Genomic DNA, 17,642 nt, shown 5'->3' on the forward strand with positions numbered 1-17,642 from the left:
CGGGACTTGACCGTCGCTCCGGTGGCCCAGGGCCATCGTAGGGCGCCGTCAGCGCCTTCGTGGGAGGGGCAGCCGGCGGGCCAGTGTGTCGACGATGGAGGTCAGCTCGGTGAGCCGGAGCGCGCGGGCCGTCCCGACCAGCACGAGACCTCCCGCGAGGCCGGCGACGGCGAGGGTCACGGCCGCCGCGACCCAGCTCCCGCCGTCCAGGAGCTCGTGGAGGAGGTACGTCGACCCGCCCGCCGCAGCGACGGCGAGGACGACCGCGATCGCCAGGCGCAGCAGGAAGCGCAGCAGCGTCGCGGTCTCCAGGCCGCCGACGCGCCGGGCCAGCATCGCGTAGGAGAGCGTGGCGCCGACGGCGTACGCCGCGCCGTACGCGAGCACCAGCGAGGAGGCGGTGTCGAGGTCGTCGAGGCCCCGGACCAGCGCGACCGCGGCGGCGATGTTGACGACGGCGACCACGCACTGGATCCAGAACACCTGGCCGTTGCGCTCGAGGGCGTAGAAGCCCCGCAGCACCAGGTAGTGCACGGTGAAGAAGACCAGCCCGATCCCGAACAGCGCGAGCGGCGGCGCGAAGAGGTCGTAGTCGTCGCGGCCGGCGCCGTACCCCCAGAGCAGGTGGGCCGAGTCGGTGGCCAGTACCGGCAGCAGGGCGGCGAACGGGATGACGAGCGCCAGGGCGCTGCGCATCGTCGATGACAGCGAGCGCGACATCGCGGCGAGGTCGCCGTCGGCGGCCCGCGCCGCCAGCCGCGGGAGGATCGCGGTCGCCAGCGAGACGGTGATGATCGAGTGCGGGACCATGATGATCAGGAACGTCATCGAGTAGACGGTGTAGCCCGTGGCGTCGCCCCCGTGGCTGCCGGTGCAGGCGATGTCCGCCGTACCGCCGGACGCGAGCCGGACCACGACCGTGTACGCGATCTGGTTGACGATGACGAAGAGGACTGTCCACACCCCGAGCTGGAAGGTGCGGGCGAGGCCGGTGCCGACGAAGTCGAAGCGCGGCCGGTAGTGGAAGCCGCTGGCGCGCAGGTAGGGGACGAGGATCAGGAACTGGGCGGCGATGCCGACGGTGGCGCCCAGCCCGAGCAGCAGCTCCTGCGCCGGGGTGAAGGCGCCGAACAGCTCGACCCCGCGGGCCGGCCCGAACACCAGCAGGTAGACGACCAGCACCACGATCGAGATCGCGTTGTTGGCGATCGGCGCCCACATCATCGGGCCGAACCGCCCGCGGGCGTTGAGCACCTGGCCGATCAGGACGTACATCCCGTAGAAGAACACCTGGGGCAGGCAGAGCCGGGCGAAGTCGATGATCGACTGGCGCTGGTCGTGCAGGCAGGCCTGGCCGAACGCCGGGTCCAGGAAGATCGACATCACCCAGGGCGCGGCGACCACGAGCAGGACGGTGACGAGGCCGAGGAACAGCCCGGCCAGGGTGATGATCCGGTTGGCGTAGGCCTCGCCGCCGTCGGGGTCCTGCTTCATGGTGCGCACCAGCTGGGGCACCAGCACCGCGTTCACGACCCCGCCGGCGAGCAGGATGTAGAGCATGTTCGGGATCGTGTTGGCGATGTTGAACAGGTCCGCGTGCAGCACGTTGCCGATGGCCGCGACCAGCAGCGCGGAGCGGATGAACCCGCTGGCGCGCGAGAAGACGGTGCCGACCGCCATCACGGCGCTGTTGGCCAGGACGCGCTCGCGCTCGTCCTCCGGGCGCTCGTCGTCGAACGCGCTCACCGGCTGATCACGACCTGGCCGCCGCGCGGATCCGCCGGAAGAGCCGGACCAGGATGGTCCCGAAGAGCAGGGCGACGCCGGTGCCCAGGATCAGCCAGATCACCCGGCTGACCTGGTTGGAGCGGATCGGCAGCGAGTCCGAGGAGCCGAGGGCCGTGCCGTCGGTGTCGGTCAGGAGCAGGGTCGCGTTGCGGACCCCGACCGCGCGCGACGAGGCGTTGAGCAGGACGCTGGTCCGGCTCCCCGGCCCGATCTGGACCTCGCTGTCCGGCACCGAGATGCGGAGCAGTGGATCGGTCCTGGCGGCGAGCCGCACGGTGACCGGTTCGTCGAGCGTGTTGGTGACGGTCGCGGAGAAGCGGCCGCTGCCACTGGAGAGGATGACCGCCTTCGGCGCCGACACCTCGACGCCGCGCAGCCGCTGCTCGATCCAGTAGCGCGACCGCGCCGCCGACGTACGACTCATGAGCGGCAGCCGCCGGTTGCCGTAGGAGAGGTCCGTCATCGCCTCGTCACTGACCACGCCTCCGACCTGGTCGTTGAGCGTGAGCAGGTTCTGGAGGGTGTCGCCCGCGTGGGTCAGGGCAGCGGCCGAGGCGAAGTCGACGGCCTGCAGCTCACCGTCGCTCTGCGCCTGCGGGTAGACCAGCCGGTCGGGGTCGACCGAGCTGCCGCCCTGGGCGGAGATCGCGCTCACCGTCGTCAGGTGCAGCCAGTCGAGGTCGAGGCCGTCGAAGAAGCCGGCGCTGGACGACGGCGCCCACGTCGACGGCAGCACCACGACCAGGGGTGGCTGGCCTCGCGTCAGCAGTCGGAGTGCCGCCTCGCTGACGATCCGCTGCCGGACGTTGACGAGCGACATCGGGTCGTCGGGACCGGGGCCGCCCGTGGCCGCCTCCGAGGACGCCACCGTCAGCGCGTGCCCGTCGGTCTCCGCCACCGAGGGCGCCCGGCCGCGGAACATCTTGTCGGTCACGACGACCTGGGTGCTCGGGTCCGTCATCTCGATCGCGGACGGCGACAGGTAGCCCGACGGTGCGGCGACGGCGGGCGAGACCGGCAGGCCCCAGGGCGCCAGCTCGGTGCCGGTCCGCTTGCGCGCGGCCTGGTACGCCGCGGGGCGTTGCGTCGCGGCGGCCGAGACGTCGAGGTCGCCGTACGGCAGGCCGAGGATCTCGCTGCCCTCGAGCCCGGTGTGCAGCCGGTCGAGCCACTCGGAGCCGGCGACGGTCGCGGCGGCGAGGTCGGCGTCCTCGGGCTCGGTGGCGTCGCTGTCGTCCCCGTCGTCGGTCGACGCGCTCGGGTCCTCGCTCGGCTGGTCCGAGGCCCCGGCCGACGGACTCGCGGACTCCCCGTCGCCGGGCGCGGTGGGGTCGATGGTCGGGGCGAGCGACCGGGCCGGGTTCCCGTTCGTGATGGCGGTGACCGCGTCGGTCACCGCCGGGTCGACCAGCCAGGTCAGCGGCCGGTCACCCGCGGCGACCCCGAGCTCGGTCAGGGCGCGCAGCCGACCGTTGGCCGACAGGGTCCGGGTCCAGTCGGCGAGGTCGGAGACCCGGCCGTCGGGGTCGTGGCGCACCACGTGCCGGATCGGCAGCACCAGGGCGGTGTCGACCCGCTTCGTGGCGCTCGCGGGGATCAGCGGGATGAACGTGCGGGCGCGGCCGTCCGCACCGTCGAGCCGGCCCTCGCCCGAGGTGCCCAGTGCGTGGACTCCGAACCAGTAGACGCCGGCCACCGAGGCGTTGATGCGTCGCCGCGGGACGGAGAACGAGTACTGCCGGGTCTCGCCGGGGGCCAGCTCGTCGATGGTCTGGTAGGGGCCAGGATCCGTGATCCGCTGGCCGACGTCGGCGTTGGCATCGGTGTCCGCCTCCTCGGCGAGCTCGGCCGTGCTGGTGATCACGTCCGAGGAGACGAATGGGTAGAGGTTGACGTCCGTCCAGGTCTGGTCGTCGTTGTTCGTGACCGAACCACTCACCCGGACCGGGCCGGTCTTCGGCAGCGCGGACGGCGTGAGGTTGTCGATGGTGATGGCCAGCGGCGCCTCGTCGGCGACGCGGTGCCGCGCCCCGGCATGCGCCCCGGCCGCGGTGGCCGCGACCGGCGTGAGCAGCACGCCGGCGAACGCCGTCGCCACGAGGGCAGACAACAGCGACGGGCGTGGCACGCGCCGACTCTACTGGCCGCTCCTGTGCGAATCGGGCCCCCGGCCCTCGCTCCACTAAACTCGTCTCCCGTGCCTGACGCCCTGCTCCCGCCTCTGCAGATCGCCGAGGTCCAGCGGTCCGTCACGACCGAGCTGGACCGGATCGCGCCGGTCATCGACGACCTCGGCGAGCGGTTCGCGACGGCCGGGCACGAGCTCGCGCTGGTCGGCGGCCCCGTGCGGGACGCGATGCTCGGACGCCAGCACAACGACCTGGACTTCACCACCTCGGCGCGCCCCGAGCAGACCGAGCGCCTGCTCAAGGGCTGGGCCGACGCGATCTGGGACATGGGCCGCGCGTTCGGGACGATCGGGTGCCGCCGGGGCGACTGGCAGGTCGAGATCACGACCTACCGCTCCGAGGCCTACGACCCGTCCTCGCGCAAGCCGGACGTCGACTTCGGCGACAACCTCGGCGGCGACCTGGGTCGGCGCGACTTCACCGTGAACGCGATGGCGGTCCGGCTGCCGGGCCGCGAGATCGAGGACCCGTACGGCGGCGTGGTCGACCTCGCGCACCGGGTGCTGCGGACGCCGGGCCGGCCCGAGGACTCCTTCTCCGACGACCCGCTCCGGATGATGCGCGCGGCCCGCTTCGCCGCACAGCTCGGCTTCACCGTCGACCCCGCCGTCGTCGAGGCGATGCGGGCGATGGCCGGCCGGATCGAGATCATCTCGGCCGAGCGGGTGCGCGACGAGCTGGTCAAGCTGGTGTGCGCGCCGTACCCGCGACTGGGCCTGACCCTGCTCGTCGAGACCGGGCTCGCCGCCCTCGTGCTGCCCGAGCTGCCGGCGCTCGCGCTGGAGCGCGACGAGCACCACCGGCACAAGGACGTCTACGAGCACACCCTGACCGTGCTGGAGCAGGCGATGGCGCTCGAGGACCGGCTGCCCGGCGGCGGGCCGGACTTCGTGTCCCGTTTCGCGGCCCTGATGCACGACGTCGGCAAGCCCCGCACCCGGCGCTTCCTCGACGACGGCACCGTCACCTTCCACCACCACGACGTCGTCGGCGCCAAGCTGACGCGCAAGCGGATGAAGGCCCTGCGCTTCTCCAACGAGGAGATCGACGCGGTCAGCGAGCTGGTGGAGCTGCACCTCCGGTTCCACGGCTACGGGTCGGGGGAGTGGACCGACTCCGCCGTACGCCGCTACGTGCGCGACGCGGGTGACCAGCTCGAGCGCCTGCACATCCTGACCCGGGCCGACTCGACGACCCGCAACCGGAAGAAGGCGGAGCGGCTCCAGCGGACCTACGACGACCTCGAGGCCCGGATCGCACGACTCTCGGAGCAGGAGGAGCTGGCCTCGATCCGGCCCGACCTGGACGGCAACCAGATCATGGAGATCCTCGGGATCGGCGCCGGTCGCGACGTGGGCGAGGCCTACAAGTTCCTGCTCGAGCTGCGGATGGACCACGGACCCCAGGCCGAGGAGGCCGCGACGGCCGCCCTGCTCGCGTGGTGGGCGGCGCGACGTTGACGACCGTCCTACAGTCGGGCCATGGGAGCGACTGACGCCGCCGACCAGCAGCTGACCGACGCGGTACGCGCGGGCTACACCTTCGAGGGGGCGGCCCTCGAGCTCGGCGGGCTGATGCTCGACGCCGAGCGGCTGGGCGAGGTGCCGGTGCGGATCCCGGTCGCGATGCTCAACCGGCACGGCCTGGTGGCCGGGGCGACCGGCACGGGCAAGACCCGGACCCTGCAGCTGATGGTCGAGCAGCTCAGCGCCCAGGGCGTGCCGGTCTTCGCCGCCGACATCAAGGGCGACCTCTCCGGGCTGGCCCAGCCGGGCGCGGCCAACGACAAGCTGACGGCGCGCGCCGCGACCCTCGGTCAGCAGTGGACGGCGACCGGCTTCCCGGTCGAGTTCTACGCGATCGGCGGCCTCGGGTCGGGGCTGCCGCTGCGGGTGACGATGAGCGCGTTCGGGCCGACCCTGCTCAGCAAGGTGCTCGGGCTCAACGAGACCCAGGAGTCCAGCCTCGGGCTGGTCTTCCACTACGCCGACCAGGCCGGCCTGCCGCTCCTGGACCTCGCCGACCTCCGGGCTGTGGTCTCCCACCTCCTCAGCGACGAGGGCAAGACGGAGCTCAAGGACCTCGGGGGCCTGTCGTCGGCCACGGCCGGCGTCATCCTCCGCGAGCTGATCGGCCTCGAGGACCAGGGCGGTGACGTGTTCTTCGGCGAGCCCGAGTTCGAGTCCGCGGACCTGCTCCAGGTGGCCGCGGACGGTCGCGGCCTGGTCTCCCTGGTCGAGCTGCCGCAGCTGCAGGACCGGCCGGCGATCTTCTCGACCTTCCTGATGTGGCTGCTCGCCGACCTCTTCCACGACCTGCCCGAGGTGGGCGACGTCGACAAGCCCAAGCTGGTCTTCTTCTTCGACGAGGCCCACCTGCTCTTCGCCGATGCGTCGAAGGCCTTCCTCGACCAGGTCGCCCAGACCGTCCGCCTGATCCGCTCGAAGGGCGTCGGGGTCTTCTTCGTGACCCAGAGCCCGACCGACGTGCCCGACAACGTGCTCGCCCAGCTCGGCTCGCGCGTGCAGCACCAGCTGCGGGCGCACACGCCGAACGACGCGAAGGCGCTCAAGGCCACCGTGGCGACGTACCCGACCAGTGGGTACGCCGACCTAGGTCAGGTGATCACCGGGTTGGGCATCGGCGAGGCGGTCGTGACCGTCATGAACGAGCGCGGCGCCCCGACCCCGGTGGCCTGGACCCGGCTGCGGGCGCCCGAGTCGCGGATGGACCCGTGCGACGCCGACCTGCTGGCGGCGACCGTTGCGAGCAGCCCGCGAGCCGCGAAGTACCAGGCCACGGTGGACCGCGAGTCCGCCCGCGAGATCCTCGCCGGACGCCTGGAGCAGGGCGCGGCGAAGCAGGAGGCGGAGCGCGCCGGCACCCCGGCCCCGGCGCCCAAGCCGCGCAAGACCGCCAGGCCGAAGCCGGCACCGAAGGACGACGGCATCGTCGACCAGGTGGTGGGCTCGGCTGCCTTCAAGGACGTCATGCGTACGGCGGCCCGCGAGATCGTCCGCGGGATGTTCAAGACGGGCCGCCGCTAGGCCGTGCTCCTCTAGAAGACGAAGCGGTCGACGTACGCGCGCCCCTTCGGCACGACCAGCCGCACGGTGTGCTTGCCTGCCCCGAGACCCGTGAGCCTGCGGTGGAAGGCGATCGACGGCTTCCGGCTCCTCCCCGCGAAGCTCAGGGTGCCGACCCGCTTGCCGTCGACGAGGATCGCGGCGCGCCCGCCCTGCACACCGTGCCCGAAGAAGAGGTCGAGCCGCGGGCCGGTGAAGCTCAGGCGCATCGTGTCGCGGCCCTTCCGGTGGCCGAGGTTGTCGCAGTAGTTGCCGCCCGGTGCGCCCTTCGCCCGCACGACGCGCCAGCTGCCGGTGCGGGTCACCTTCGACGAGCCGCAGCCGACGGTCGTCGTCCGTGCGGTCGGTGGCGGCGGTGGTGTCGTCGCCGCCTCGGTCACCGTGACCGCGACCGAGTCGGTGTCCGTCGCTCCGGAGGGGTCGGTGACGAGGAGGGTGACGTCGTACGTCCCGGCGGTGCCGAAGCTGTGGTGGGTGACGGGTCCGGAGGCGTCCTTGGTGGAGCCGCCGTCGCCGAAGTCCCAGGTGTAGTCCAGCGTCCCGGGCGTCTCCGCGTCGGTGCTGCCCAGGCCGCTGAGGGTGACCTCGGCGCCTGTCCTCACCGTGGCCGGTGCGGCCGTCGCGGACGCCGTCGGCGCGGTGTTGGCCGGGGCGCTCGCCGGCAGGTAGCCGTAGTCGAAGGCGCCGCAGCCGGTGCCCATCGTGAACGCCACCGAGCCCGTCAGGTCGCCGTCCGAGGTGGTCGGCCCGTCACCGTTGCCGGACATCGACCGGACATCGAAGCCGAGGCAGTCGTAGCCGAACTCCCAGTTGCCCGAGGCGGTCGACGGGTCGGCGTAGTTGTCGACGTGCGGACTGCTCGAGGCGTCCGAGTACGACGATCGCCCGGCCGCCGCGGTGAAGGCGGCGTCGTTGAGGTCGGGGGTCGCCGAGCCCGGCTCCGGGACGGCGTCGAGGGGGGACTGGGCCGGCGGGTCGTCCGTGCCGGCGTTGCCGTAGCCGTGCGCCTCGTCGGTGTAGGCGAGGTAGAGGCCCGGCTGCCAGCCGATCGGGCCGCGGTCGATCTGGCCGCGGCCGTCGAGGTCGAAGCCGGAGCGGTCGCGCATCTCGAGGTAGTAGGCGTGGTCCTGCGGCGACTCGGCCCCGGCCTGGAGGAACTTCCAGCCCTGGGTGCACTGCTGCGCCGTCGACAGGTCCTCGCGGCAGGCGCCGTTGAAGATCCGGGCGTCGTCGGGACCGCCGTCGGTCTCGAGGTCGGTGTCCAGCAGCACCTGGTCGCCGGAGGGGGTGGTCGCGGTGACCTGGAGGTCGTCGATGAACCAGCCGGGCCGGGCCAGGCCCGGGTCGGTGGCGTAGCTGAACCGGAGCGCACCGTTGGCGGCGCCGGCCAGGTCGCTGATGTCGTAGCTGTCCTCGACGAAGACGCCGGCCGGCGTGTTGCCCAGCTTGCGGTCGGTGACCTCCGTGCCCGCGGCGTACGACCCGCTGGTGCCGGTCAGGCCGTTGTCGTACGTCGCCTGGCAGGTGTTCTGGTTCGGATTGCCGGCGAGCGGGTCGGTGTTCGAGGAGGTGAAGCCCTTCTCGGACGCGTGCGACGTGTAGGTGCCGCCGCCGTCGGTGGTCGTCAGCACGAAGCCGTAGTCGAAGTCCCACTCGATGTCCCAGTCGGACTTGAAGGACAGCTTGACCGTGCTGCCCGGCGGCAGGCTGGCCAGCTGCGGGATCGACACGTCGAGGTTGTGCCCGCCGGTCGGTGCGCAGCCGAAGTCGTTGCCCGAGCCCGACCACCAGGCGTGCGACTTCGTCGCGGTGTCGCCGGTGTCGAAGGTCGCTGGGTCGAGGAGCTGCCGGCCCGGCAGCTTGGCCACGAACATCTGGGAGTTGTGCACCGTCCCGTCCGGACCGTTGGTCAGCGTGTACGGCGTGCCGTCCGGGCGCTGCCAGGTGATGGTGCCGGTGTCCTGCTTGGAGTCGGTGATGCCGGAGACCGTCTGCGTGGTCCCGGGCGCGAGGACCTGCGGCACGACCCAGCCGAGCTCCTGGCGCGAGAACGCGTCCATGTCCTGCGACTTGTCGGTGGCCATCAGGTTCCAGTCGCCGTACGTCTCCCGGCTGCCGGTGGAGTAGAAGTCGGGCAGCCCGAGCGAGTGGCCGTACTCGTGCGAGATCACCGACGCCTTGTCGATGGCGGTCTCGGGGTTCACGTTGTAGGGCCCGACCCGGACGAACACCTTGAGGGCGTCCCCGGTGTCGGTGGTCGTCTTCTCGCTGTAGCTGTCGTCGGTGTACCAGAGCGGCCGGCCCTCGAGGTCCTTGAGCTGGTCGTCGGTCGTGTAGCCGGCGAGCCCGGTGACCGGGTCGGTGTAGTAGTACTCGAGCGACGAGGAGTGCGGCCACACGTTGTCGTAGGGCAGGTCGGTGTAGGCGCAGCCGGCGACGGACAGCTGCGACGAGCCGTTGCCGCCGCAGCCCGCGAAGACGGCCATGAAGAAGTCGACCACGCCGTCCTTGTCGGTGTCGTAGTCCGAGTAGTCGATCTCCGGGTCGGCGATCGCCGCGGCGTCGTACACCATCTTGCCGGCGGAGCCGCAGCCCGAGTCGATGTTCTGGAGCGCGCCGACGCCGGCGAGCGAGCCGATGATCGCCGAGCCGTTGGCGTCCGCGCCGTAGTAGGCGGTGTTGCCGGGCAGGTTGTAGACGCCGTCGGTGATCCGCTCGGTGTAGCCGGCGCCGCCCACGGTCCCCGGGGCGGGGACGTCGCCGAGGTCGGTCTGCGTGATCGTCAGGCCGCCGGTGCAGGTCTGGCCGGGCTCGACCTGGCTGAAGTCGAAGCCGGGCGTGTAGGTGAAGTCCTTGCTGGCGATCCCGGCCGACGGCACGGTGCCCTCCGGGAAGAGCTGGCCGAGCGACATCTCCTGGTAGAGGTTGTACGTCGAGCCGGTGTTGTCCGGGTCGTTGATGACCGACTCGAGCGAGTCGCCGTCGTGGCCGGCCTGGTAGGCCCGGTCGCGGTACTCGACCGGGACGACCGGGAAGGGTCGGTCGCCGTACCGCGCGGTGTCGTAGGTGTCGGACGGCGGGATGACCTTGGGGCCGTGGCTGGTCGCCGACTCGGACGTCGCACCGACGGTGACGTCGGCGACGGTCGAGATGTCGCGCCAGACGACCTCGGGGTTCTGGGCGGTCGTGTCGGCGACGTTCTCGAGGACGAGGGTCCGGGTCCCGCCGGCGGGGACGGCCGGCACCGTCCAGGTGACCTCGTGGTCGGCGACGGTCCGGCTGGTCCCGGCCGGCGCGCTCGCGGCGGTGAAGCTCGTGCCGGTGGGCGCGGTCACGTCGACGGAGACGGCCGCCACCGGCGCCGCGGTGGGGTTGCTCAGGATGATCCGCGACGGGTAGGTGTCGCCGGGCTTCACCCAGCCCACCGATGACACGAAGCTGTTCTCGACCTCCAGGCCGCCGACGGTGACCCGGCTGATCGCGGGGGCCGCGGCCGACGGGGCGGCGCCGGCCGCGGCGGCGGTGGCCGGGCTGCCCGGCAGGACGGCGAGGGAGGTGGCGACCAGGCCGGCGACCAGGGCGGTGGCCAGGGCTGAGGGGGCGTGCTTGCTCATGGGCGGGTACGCAATCTCGGGAGGGTCGCGGGTGGCGACGCGGTGCCACCCCAACGACGGCCCGGTGCGGGTGGTTACGACGACGTACCCGCAGGTCAGAACGGACATTGCGGGTCCGATGACTGGTCTGGACCGGACTGGACCGTCCTCGTCGTACCTGACGCACGGGTCGTGGTCCCGCCCGGGTCACGACACCTCCGCCGGGTACGACAGGACCCGGCCAGGCAGTGCCTGACCGGGTCCGGGTCGTGGTGCTCAGCGGAGCGAGGTCACTCCTCGCCGGCGATGAAGGCCTCCACGCGGCGGCGGCCCTCGTCGTCGGGGAGCTGCACCGGCGGGGACTTCATCAGGTACGACGAGGCCGAGATGATCGGGCCGCCGATGCCGCGGTCCTTGGCGATCTTCGCGGCGCGCAGGGCGTCGATGATGATGCCGGCGGAGTTCGGGGAGTCCCAGACCTCGAGCTTGTACTCGAGGTTGAGCGGGACCTCACCGAAGGCGCTGCCCTCGAGGCGGACGTAGGCCCACTTGCGGTCGTCGAGCCACTCGACGTGGTCCGACGGGCCGATGTGGACGTTGCGGTCGTGGACCTTGCCCGCGAGCTCGCCCTGCAGGTTGGACGTGACGGCCTGGGTCTTGGAGACCTTCTTGGACTCCAGGCGCTCGCGCTCGAGCATGTTCTTGAAGTCCATGTTGCCGCCGACGTTGAGCTGGTAGGTGCGGTCCAGCCGGACGCCGCGGTCCTCGAACAGCTTCGCCATCACGCGGTGGGTGATGGTCGCGCCGACCTGCGACTTGATGTCGTCACCGATGATCGGGACGCCGGCGGCCTCGAACTTGGCGGCCCACTCCGGGTCGGAGGCGATGAAGACGGGCAGGGCGTTGACGAAGCCGACGCCGGCGTCGATCGCGCACTGGGCGTAGAACTTGTCGGCCTCCTCGGAGCCCACCGGGAGGTAGGACACCATCACGTCGACCTGGCGGTCCTTGAGGACCTGCACGACGTCGACCGGCTCGGCGGCGGACTCGTCGATGGTCTGGCGGTAGTACTTGCCCAGGCCGTCGAGCGTGTGACCGCGCTGCACCTCGACGCCCGAGGTGGGGACGTCGGCGATCTTGATCGTGTTGTTCTGCGACGCGTTGATCGCCTCGGACAGGTCCTTGCCGACCTTCTTGTCGTCGACGTCGAACGCCGCGACGAACTCCACGTCGGAGACGTGGTAGTCACCGAACGCGACGTGCATGAGACCCGGGACGGTGCCCGTCGGGTCGGCGTCCTTGTAGAACTCGACGCCCTGCACCAGGGAGCTGGCGCAGTTGCCCACTCCCACGATTGCTACTCGAACCGAACCCATCGGGGTTTCCTTCCTTACTTCGCCTGCTCAGCCGCGGGGGTCGCGGGTGGCTTGGTGGACGGCGCGCCGTGAATGGCGGGGGCCGTCTCGTTGGACGTCTGCTGGGGTACGCCGTTGCGCTCCGCGTTGATCAGGCCCGAGAGCCACTCGACCTCGCGCTCGACCGACTCGACCCCGTGCCGCTGGAGCTCGGCCGCGTAGCGGTCGACCTCCTTCTGGGTCAGCGACAGCTGGCTCTGGACCCGCTCGAGGCGCTCCTGGAGCCGGGTACGCCGGCCCTCGAGCACCCGCAGGCGGATCTCCATGTCGGTCGACGAGAAGAACGCGAACCGGATGTCGAAGTTGTCGTCCTCCCACGCCGTGGGGCCGACCTCCGACATCAGGCGCTCGAACTCGCGCGTGCCGGCCTCGGTGACCTGGTAGGTGATCCGGGGCCGCTTCGACACCGGGGTGCCCGGCGTCTTGGTCGACAGCGTCTCCTCGATGAGGGACGCGCGGAGCATCTTCTTCAGGGTCGGGTAGAGCGACCCGTACGAGAGCACCCGACCCCACCCGAGCATCAGGTTGAGGCGCTTGCGGAGCTCGTAGCCGTGCATGGGAGCCTCGTGCAGCAGTCCGAGGACTGCCAGCTCGATGGTCTCTGCGCGACGTGCCATGAGACCTATCGTAGCGATATATCCGCGCGTTGCGAACTGGGGACCTGTCACGACGTACGAAGACGCCCGTCCGCGGACGTGTCGCACGGCACGGGAGCGTCGTCTTGGGCCCCTCTGGGCGGCCCCCGTACCCTGACCAGGATCGTGACACCTGACCAGCGGAGCCTTTCGACGTGAGTGGTAAGCGCAGGGCCGCCGGGCCAGCCGACAAGACGACGGCGAGCCGGCCGCCGAAGCGACCGCGCACGCGCAAGCAGAAGGTGTGGCGCGTCGCCCGCTGGGTGCTCGTCGCCGGCCTGGTCGGGCTGCTCCTGGTCACCGGCGGGTTCGTGTACCTCTACCGCTCGACCGACATCCCGGACCCGAACAAGGACTTCGAGACCCAGACGTCGTTCGTCTACTACGCCAACGGCAAGGACGAGGTCGGCAGCTTCGCGACCCAGAACCGGGAGTCGATCTCCCTCAAGGAGATGCCCGACGACCTGCAGAACGCCGTCGTGGCCGCCGAGAACCGCACCTTCTGGAGCGACAGCGGCATCGACCCGCGCGGCATCCTGCGCGCGGCCTTCAGCAACGCGAAGGGCAACTCGACCCAGGGCGCGTCGACGATCACCCAGCAGTACGTGAAGATCCTCTACCTGACCCAGGAACGCTCCTACAAGCGCAAGATCAAGGAAGCGGTCCTGTCGCTGAAGCTGCAGCGGACCAAGTCGAAGTCCGAGATCCTCCAGGGCTACCTCAACACGATCTACTTCGGGCGCGGTGCGTACGGCGTCCAGGCGGCCGCGAAGGCCTACTTCGCCACGGACGCCAAGGACCTGACGCTGCGTGAGTCGGCCGTGTTGGCGAGCGTGCTCAACAACCCGACGCGCTTCGACCCCGCCAACGGCAAGGACTCGCGCGCCGCCCTCAAGGAGCGCTACGACTACGTCCTGGACGGGATGGCCGACGCCGGCAACATCACCGCGGACGAGGCCGAGCAGGCCAAGCGCCGGCTGCCGAAGTTCCCGAAGATCCAGGCCGAGAGCAGGTACGGCGGCCAGAAGGGCCACATGCTCACGATGGTCCGCGACGAGCTGCACAAGCTCGGCTTCAAGGACGAGCAGATCGACGGCGGCGGCCTGCGCGTGACCACCACCTTCACCAAGCAGGCGATGGCGGCCGCGGAGGAGGGCGTGAAGGAGCAGCGTCCCGAGGGCAAGGAGTTCTCGGACAAGCACCTCCACATCGCGGTCGCGACCGTCGAGCCCGGCACCGGCGCCATCCGCGGCATCTACGGCGGCCAGGACTACGTCGACTCCCAGATCAACTGGGCGACCGCCGGCGGCCAGGTCGGCTCGACGTTCAAGCCGTTCGCCGTCGCCGCGGGCCTCAAGGCCGGCTTCTCCCTCAAGGACACCTTCGACGGCAACTCGCCCTTCTACTACAACGAGGAGGGCACCGGCGACCGGGTGCGCAACGAGGGCACCGGTTCGGACGGCCTCGGCACCGACTACGGATCGTCGGTCAGCCTGCTGCGCGGCACCGAGGACTCGATCAACACCGTCTTCGCGGACCTGACCGTCTCCCTGCCCGACGGTCCCGAGAAGATCCTCAAGACCGCCAACGACCTCGGCATCCCTGCCTGGAACAAGAACAAGGGCGGCTACAACAACCTCGACAACAGCCCCGGCCTCGAGCCCGTCTCGGGCATCGCGCTGGGCTCCGCGACCATCGCGCCCGTCAACATGGCCAACGCCTACGCGAGCATCGCGAACCGCGGCCGGGCCGCCGAGGCGCACGTCGTCACCAAGGTGACCGACCAGGACGGCAAGAAGCTCTACTCCTTCAAGCAGCACACCGACCGCGCGATCGCCGAGGACGTCGCCGACGACACGTCGTACGCCATGCAGCAGGTCGTCAAGGTCGGCACTGGTACGGCGGCGCTCAACCTCGGCCGCGAGGCCGCCGGCAAGACCGGCACGGCGACCAACGGCAACGACGACGTCTCCTCGGCCTGGTTCGTCGGCTACACCCCGCAGCTGTCGACCGCGGTCATGTACGTGCGCGGCAAGGGCAACGAGCAGCTCGACGGCTGGCTGCCCGAGTACTTCGGTGGCTCCTACCCGGCGCGCACCTGGACCGACGTCATGGGCCGGGCCCTCGAGGGCACCGAGCCGGAGGACTTCCCGCCGGCCGCGAACCTCGACGGCGACGCGCCGGACGACGGCCACGCGCCGTACACCCCGCCGCCGAAGCCGTCGAAGAAGCCGAAGCCGTCGGACACCCCGAAGAACACCCCGTCCGACACGCCCACCCCGTCCGACACCCCGACGCCCTCGGACACCCCGACGCCGTCGGACACCCCGACCTGCACCTTGATCGGCGGCTGTGAGACCCCGACCGACCCGGCTTCGCCGCCGGCGACCACGCCGGCCGGCACGGCGGCCCCGGGTGCGGGCACCCGTCAGCGGCACGGTCGGCGGCGGGTCCGGCTCGGCTGATGGCCGGGCCGGTGGGGGATCGCGCCTGGGTGGACCCCACCGTCGACGATCCTGTCGTCGGCACCCTGAGCGAGGTCGTCGGCGGGCCCGTCGGCTCCCGCGCCGGCCGGCACCCCTGGTGGACGCCGGTCCGCGTGCTGCTCGCCCTGACGGCGATCTGCATGGCGCTCGGGATGGTGCAGAAGGGCAACTGCTACGACGACACGTGGCAGGACGGCCAGGCCCGCTACAGCCACATGTGCTACTCGGACCTGCCCTACCTCTACACCGGCCGCGGCTTCGCCGAGCTCAACTGGCCCTATTCCGACGACCAGCAGGTACGCGCCCGCTTCCCGGTGATGGAGTACCCGGTCGGGATCGCGTACTGGGCCTACGGCACCTCCTGGGTGACGCACTGGCTCAACGGGTCCCCCGACCTCGAGCCGCGGTACGGCGCACCGACGGACCAGGTCTCCGGGTGGCCGAAGGTCCAGCGCGAGATGCGCATCTTCGTCATCGTCAACGCTCTGGGCTTCGCCGTGCTCGCGCTGCTGTGCACCTGGCTGCTGGCCGGCGTCAACCCGCGCCGGCCGTGGGACGCAGCGGCGTTCGCCCTGTCACCGGCCCTGCTGCTGACGGGCCTCGTGAACTGGGACCTGATCGCGGTCGCGTGCGTCGCCGGCGCCCTGTGGGCCTGGGCCCGGGACAGACCCGTGCTGACCGGCGTCCTGATCGGCCTCGGCACGGCGACCAAGCTGTACCCGCTGTTCCTGCTCGGTGGCGTCCTGGTCCTCTGCCTGCGCCAGCGTCGCTACCGCACCTTCGGGCTCACGGCCCTGGGCGCCGCAACCGCGTGGTTCGTGGCCAACCTGCCCGCGCTGCTGACCGGGCCCTCGGAGTGGAAGGTCTTCTGGTCGTTCAACTCCGAGCGGGGCGCCGACCTCGGCTCGATCTGGCTCGTGGTGCAGCAGGCCCTCGACACGACACCCGACCCGTTCACCTTCGAGCCGCACACGATCAACATGGTGTCCTGGGTCTTCTTCGGGCTCTGGTGCCTCGGTGTGGCCGCGCTCGGCCTGACGTCGCCCGCGAACCCGCGACTCGCGCAGCTCGGCTTCCTCGTGGTCGCGGGCTTCCTGATCGTCAACAAGGTCTACTCGCCGCAGTACGTGCTCTGGCTGCTGCCGCTCGCCGTCCTGGCGCGGCCGCGGTGGCGCGACCTGCTGATCTGGCAGGCCGGCGAGGTCCTCTACTTCGCCGCCGTGTGGTGGTACCTCGGCGGCTACCTCGCCCCCGCCGCCGGCGGTGACGCCGGCTTCTACTGGGCGGCGACGCTGCTCCGGATCGCCGCCGAGCTCTACCTCGTGGTGATGGTGGTGCGCGACGTCTGGGACCCGCGGCGCGACCCGGTACGGCAGAGCAGTCAGGTGGTCACGATGCGGTCGAACGAGGTGGCGGTGTAGCGGACCCGCACGTCGATCGCGTCGCCGACGGCCGGGATCCGGGCGCCGTGGGGCACGAACAGCATCGACGCCTGCATGTGGGGCGGCTCGGCGAAGAGCCGCTGCTTGCCGTCGATCGAGAACGGCGAGCGCACGAAGCCGGCCGCGTCCATGCCGCCGCGGGCCAGGGTCGCGGCCCGGCCGCGCAGGCTGGCGTCGCCGAGCGGCGCCTCGAGGCCGATGCCGTGGGCGGTGCCGCCGCTGACGACCAGGACGTGGCCGGCCTTCGGCGCGGTGCGGTGGCGGTAGCCGAAGCCGTCGCCGCGCTCGACCTCGTGCACGTCGAGCACCGTGGCCGTGACGTGCAGCGCGGAGCGGTCGCCGAGCCAGAGGTCGGTGCCGATCCGGGGCCGGAAGGTGAAGTCGGGGTACGCCGTGCGCAGCGCGGTCAGCTCGGCGCTGCTCAGGTGGCTGACCCACACGGTGTCGAGGGGGAGCTCGGTCGCGACGACCTCGGTCATCAGGCGGTGCACCTCGGAGAGGTGCGCACCGTTGGCGAGCGGCAGGTGCAGCGCGACCCCGGCGACCTGCGCCTTCGGGTGGTCCCGCACGATCTCGGCGGTCGACCAGAGCTCGCGAGCGGTCATGCCGTGGCGCAGCATGCTGGTGGCGCGCTCGAGGACCACCCGGGCGTCGGGCTGGCGACCGAGCAGGTCGGCGAGGTCCTCGGTGCGGCTGACGGTGTGGATCACGCGGCGGGCCAGCGCCGGGTCGGAGGCGGCGGTCAGGTCGGCGGCCGCGCCGAACGGACGCCACGGGGTGAGCACGAGCAGGCTGCCGTCGTACCGGCTCGCGACCTCGGGGAGCTCCTCGTAGGTGCCGACGGCGATGGTGTCGACCCCCAGCCACTGGGCCTTGCGCGCCAGGCGGCCGAGCGTGAAGCCGTAGCCGTTGCCCTTCGCGACCGGCACCAGCCCGGGCTCGGTGTCCGCGACCGCGCACAGGTGGGCGCGCCAGCGGTCGCCGTCGATGGTCAGGGTGAGACTCACG

The 17,642-nt window shown here is 71.4% G+C and carries 10 protein-coding genes; 4 read left to right on the plus strand and 6 right to left on the minus strand.

The annotated features are described in order from the left end of the window. Window positions 1-48: 48 nt before the first annotated feature. Both murJ and ASC77_RS16525 read right to left on the minus strand, forming a co-directional pair. Window positions 49-1,746, minus strand: a complete 1,698-nt coding sequence (murJ, locus tag ASC77_RS16520) for a murein biosynthesis integral membrane protein MurJ (RefSeq protein WP_235547720.1) — start codon at window positions 1,744-1,746, stop codon at window positions 49-51. A gap of 7 nt (window positions 1,747-1,753) precedes the next feature. Beyond that, window positions 1,754-3,916: a DUF6049 family protein gene (locus ASC77_RS16525; RefSeq protein ID WP_156391137.1), complete on the minus strand. Its 2,163-nt coding sequence runs from the start codon at window positions 3,914-3,916 to the stop codon at window positions 1,754-1,756. A 69-nt stretch (window positions 3,917-3,985) separates the two neighbouring features. On the opposite strand from ASC77_RS16525, the gene ASC77_RS16530 reads away from it, so the two are divergent. Beyond that, on the plus strand, window positions 3,986-5,437 hold the full coding sequence (locus tag ASC77_RS16530; RefSeq protein WP_056155334.1) for a CCA tRNA nucleotidyltransferase: 1,452 nt from the start codon (window positions 3,986-3,988) through the stop codon (window positions 5,435-5,437). Between the two features lie 21 nt (window positions 5,438-5,458). Beyond that, entirely contained in the window at window positions 5,459-7,024 is a 1,566-nt protein-coding gene (locus ASC77_RS16535) for a helicase HerA-like domain-containing protein (protein WP_056155337.1), read from the plus strand. Between the two features lie 11 nt (window positions 7,025-7,035). Here ASC77_RS16535 and ASC77_RS16540 read toward each other — a convergent pair whose 3' ends face one another. From ASC77_RS16540 to ASC77_RS16550, 3 genes are all read right to left on the minus strand, one after another. After that, complete coding sequence (locus ASC77_RS16540; RefSeq protein WP_056155340.1) at window positions 7,036-10,677, minus strand: PKD domain-containing protein; 3,642 nt, start codon at window positions 10,675-10,677, stop codon at window positions 7,036-7,038. Window positions 10,678-10,946: 269 nt separating this feature from the next. Further along, window positions 10,947-12,032 carry an inositol-3-phosphate synthase gene (locus ASC77_RS16545; protein WP_056155341.1) on the minus strand — a complete coding sequence of 362 codons (1,086 nt, stop codon included), beginning with the start codon at window positions 12,030-12,032 and terminating at the stop codon, window positions 10,947-10,949. Window positions 12,033-12,046: 14 nt separating this feature from the next. Next, window positions 12,047-12,688 carry a PadR family transcriptional regulator gene (locus ASC77_RS16550; RefSeq protein ID WP_056155344.1) on the minus strand — a complete coding sequence of 214 codons (642 nt, stop codon included), beginning with the start codon at window positions 12,686-12,688 and terminating at the stop codon, window positions 12,047-12,049. Window positions 12,689-12,861: 173 nt separating this feature from the next. On the opposite strand from ASC77_RS16550, the gene ASC77_RS16555 reads away from it, so the two are divergent. Then, a complete protein-coding gene (locus ASC77_RS16555) occupies window positions 12,862-15,171 on the plus strand; it encodes a transglycosylase domain-containing protein (protein ID WP_056155347.1) in 2,310 nt (769 codons plus the stop codon). Between the two features lie 29 nt (window positions 15,172-15,200). Further along, window positions 15,201-16,613, plus strand: coding sequence for a glycosyltransferase family 87 protein (locus ASC77_RS16560; protein ID WP_235547721.1), 1,413 nt, complete (start codon window positions 15,201-15,203; stop codon window positions 16,611-16,613). Here the strand turns inward: ASC77_RS16560 and ASC77_RS16565 are convergent. Then, window positions 16,574-17,641, minus strand: coding sequence for an alanine racemase (locus ASC77_RS16565; protein WP_056155353.1), 1,068 nt, complete (start codon window positions 17,639-17,641; stop codon window positions 16,574-16,576). The genes ASC77_RS16560 and ASC77_RS16565 overlap by 40 nt on opposite strands. Between the last annotated feature and the right edge of the window lies 1 nt (window position 17,642).

This window comes from Nocardioides sp. Root1257 (genome assembly GCF_001425175.1).
Taxonomy (GTDB): Bacteria; Actinomycetota; Actinomycetes; order Propionibacteriales; family Nocardioidaceae; genus Nocardioides.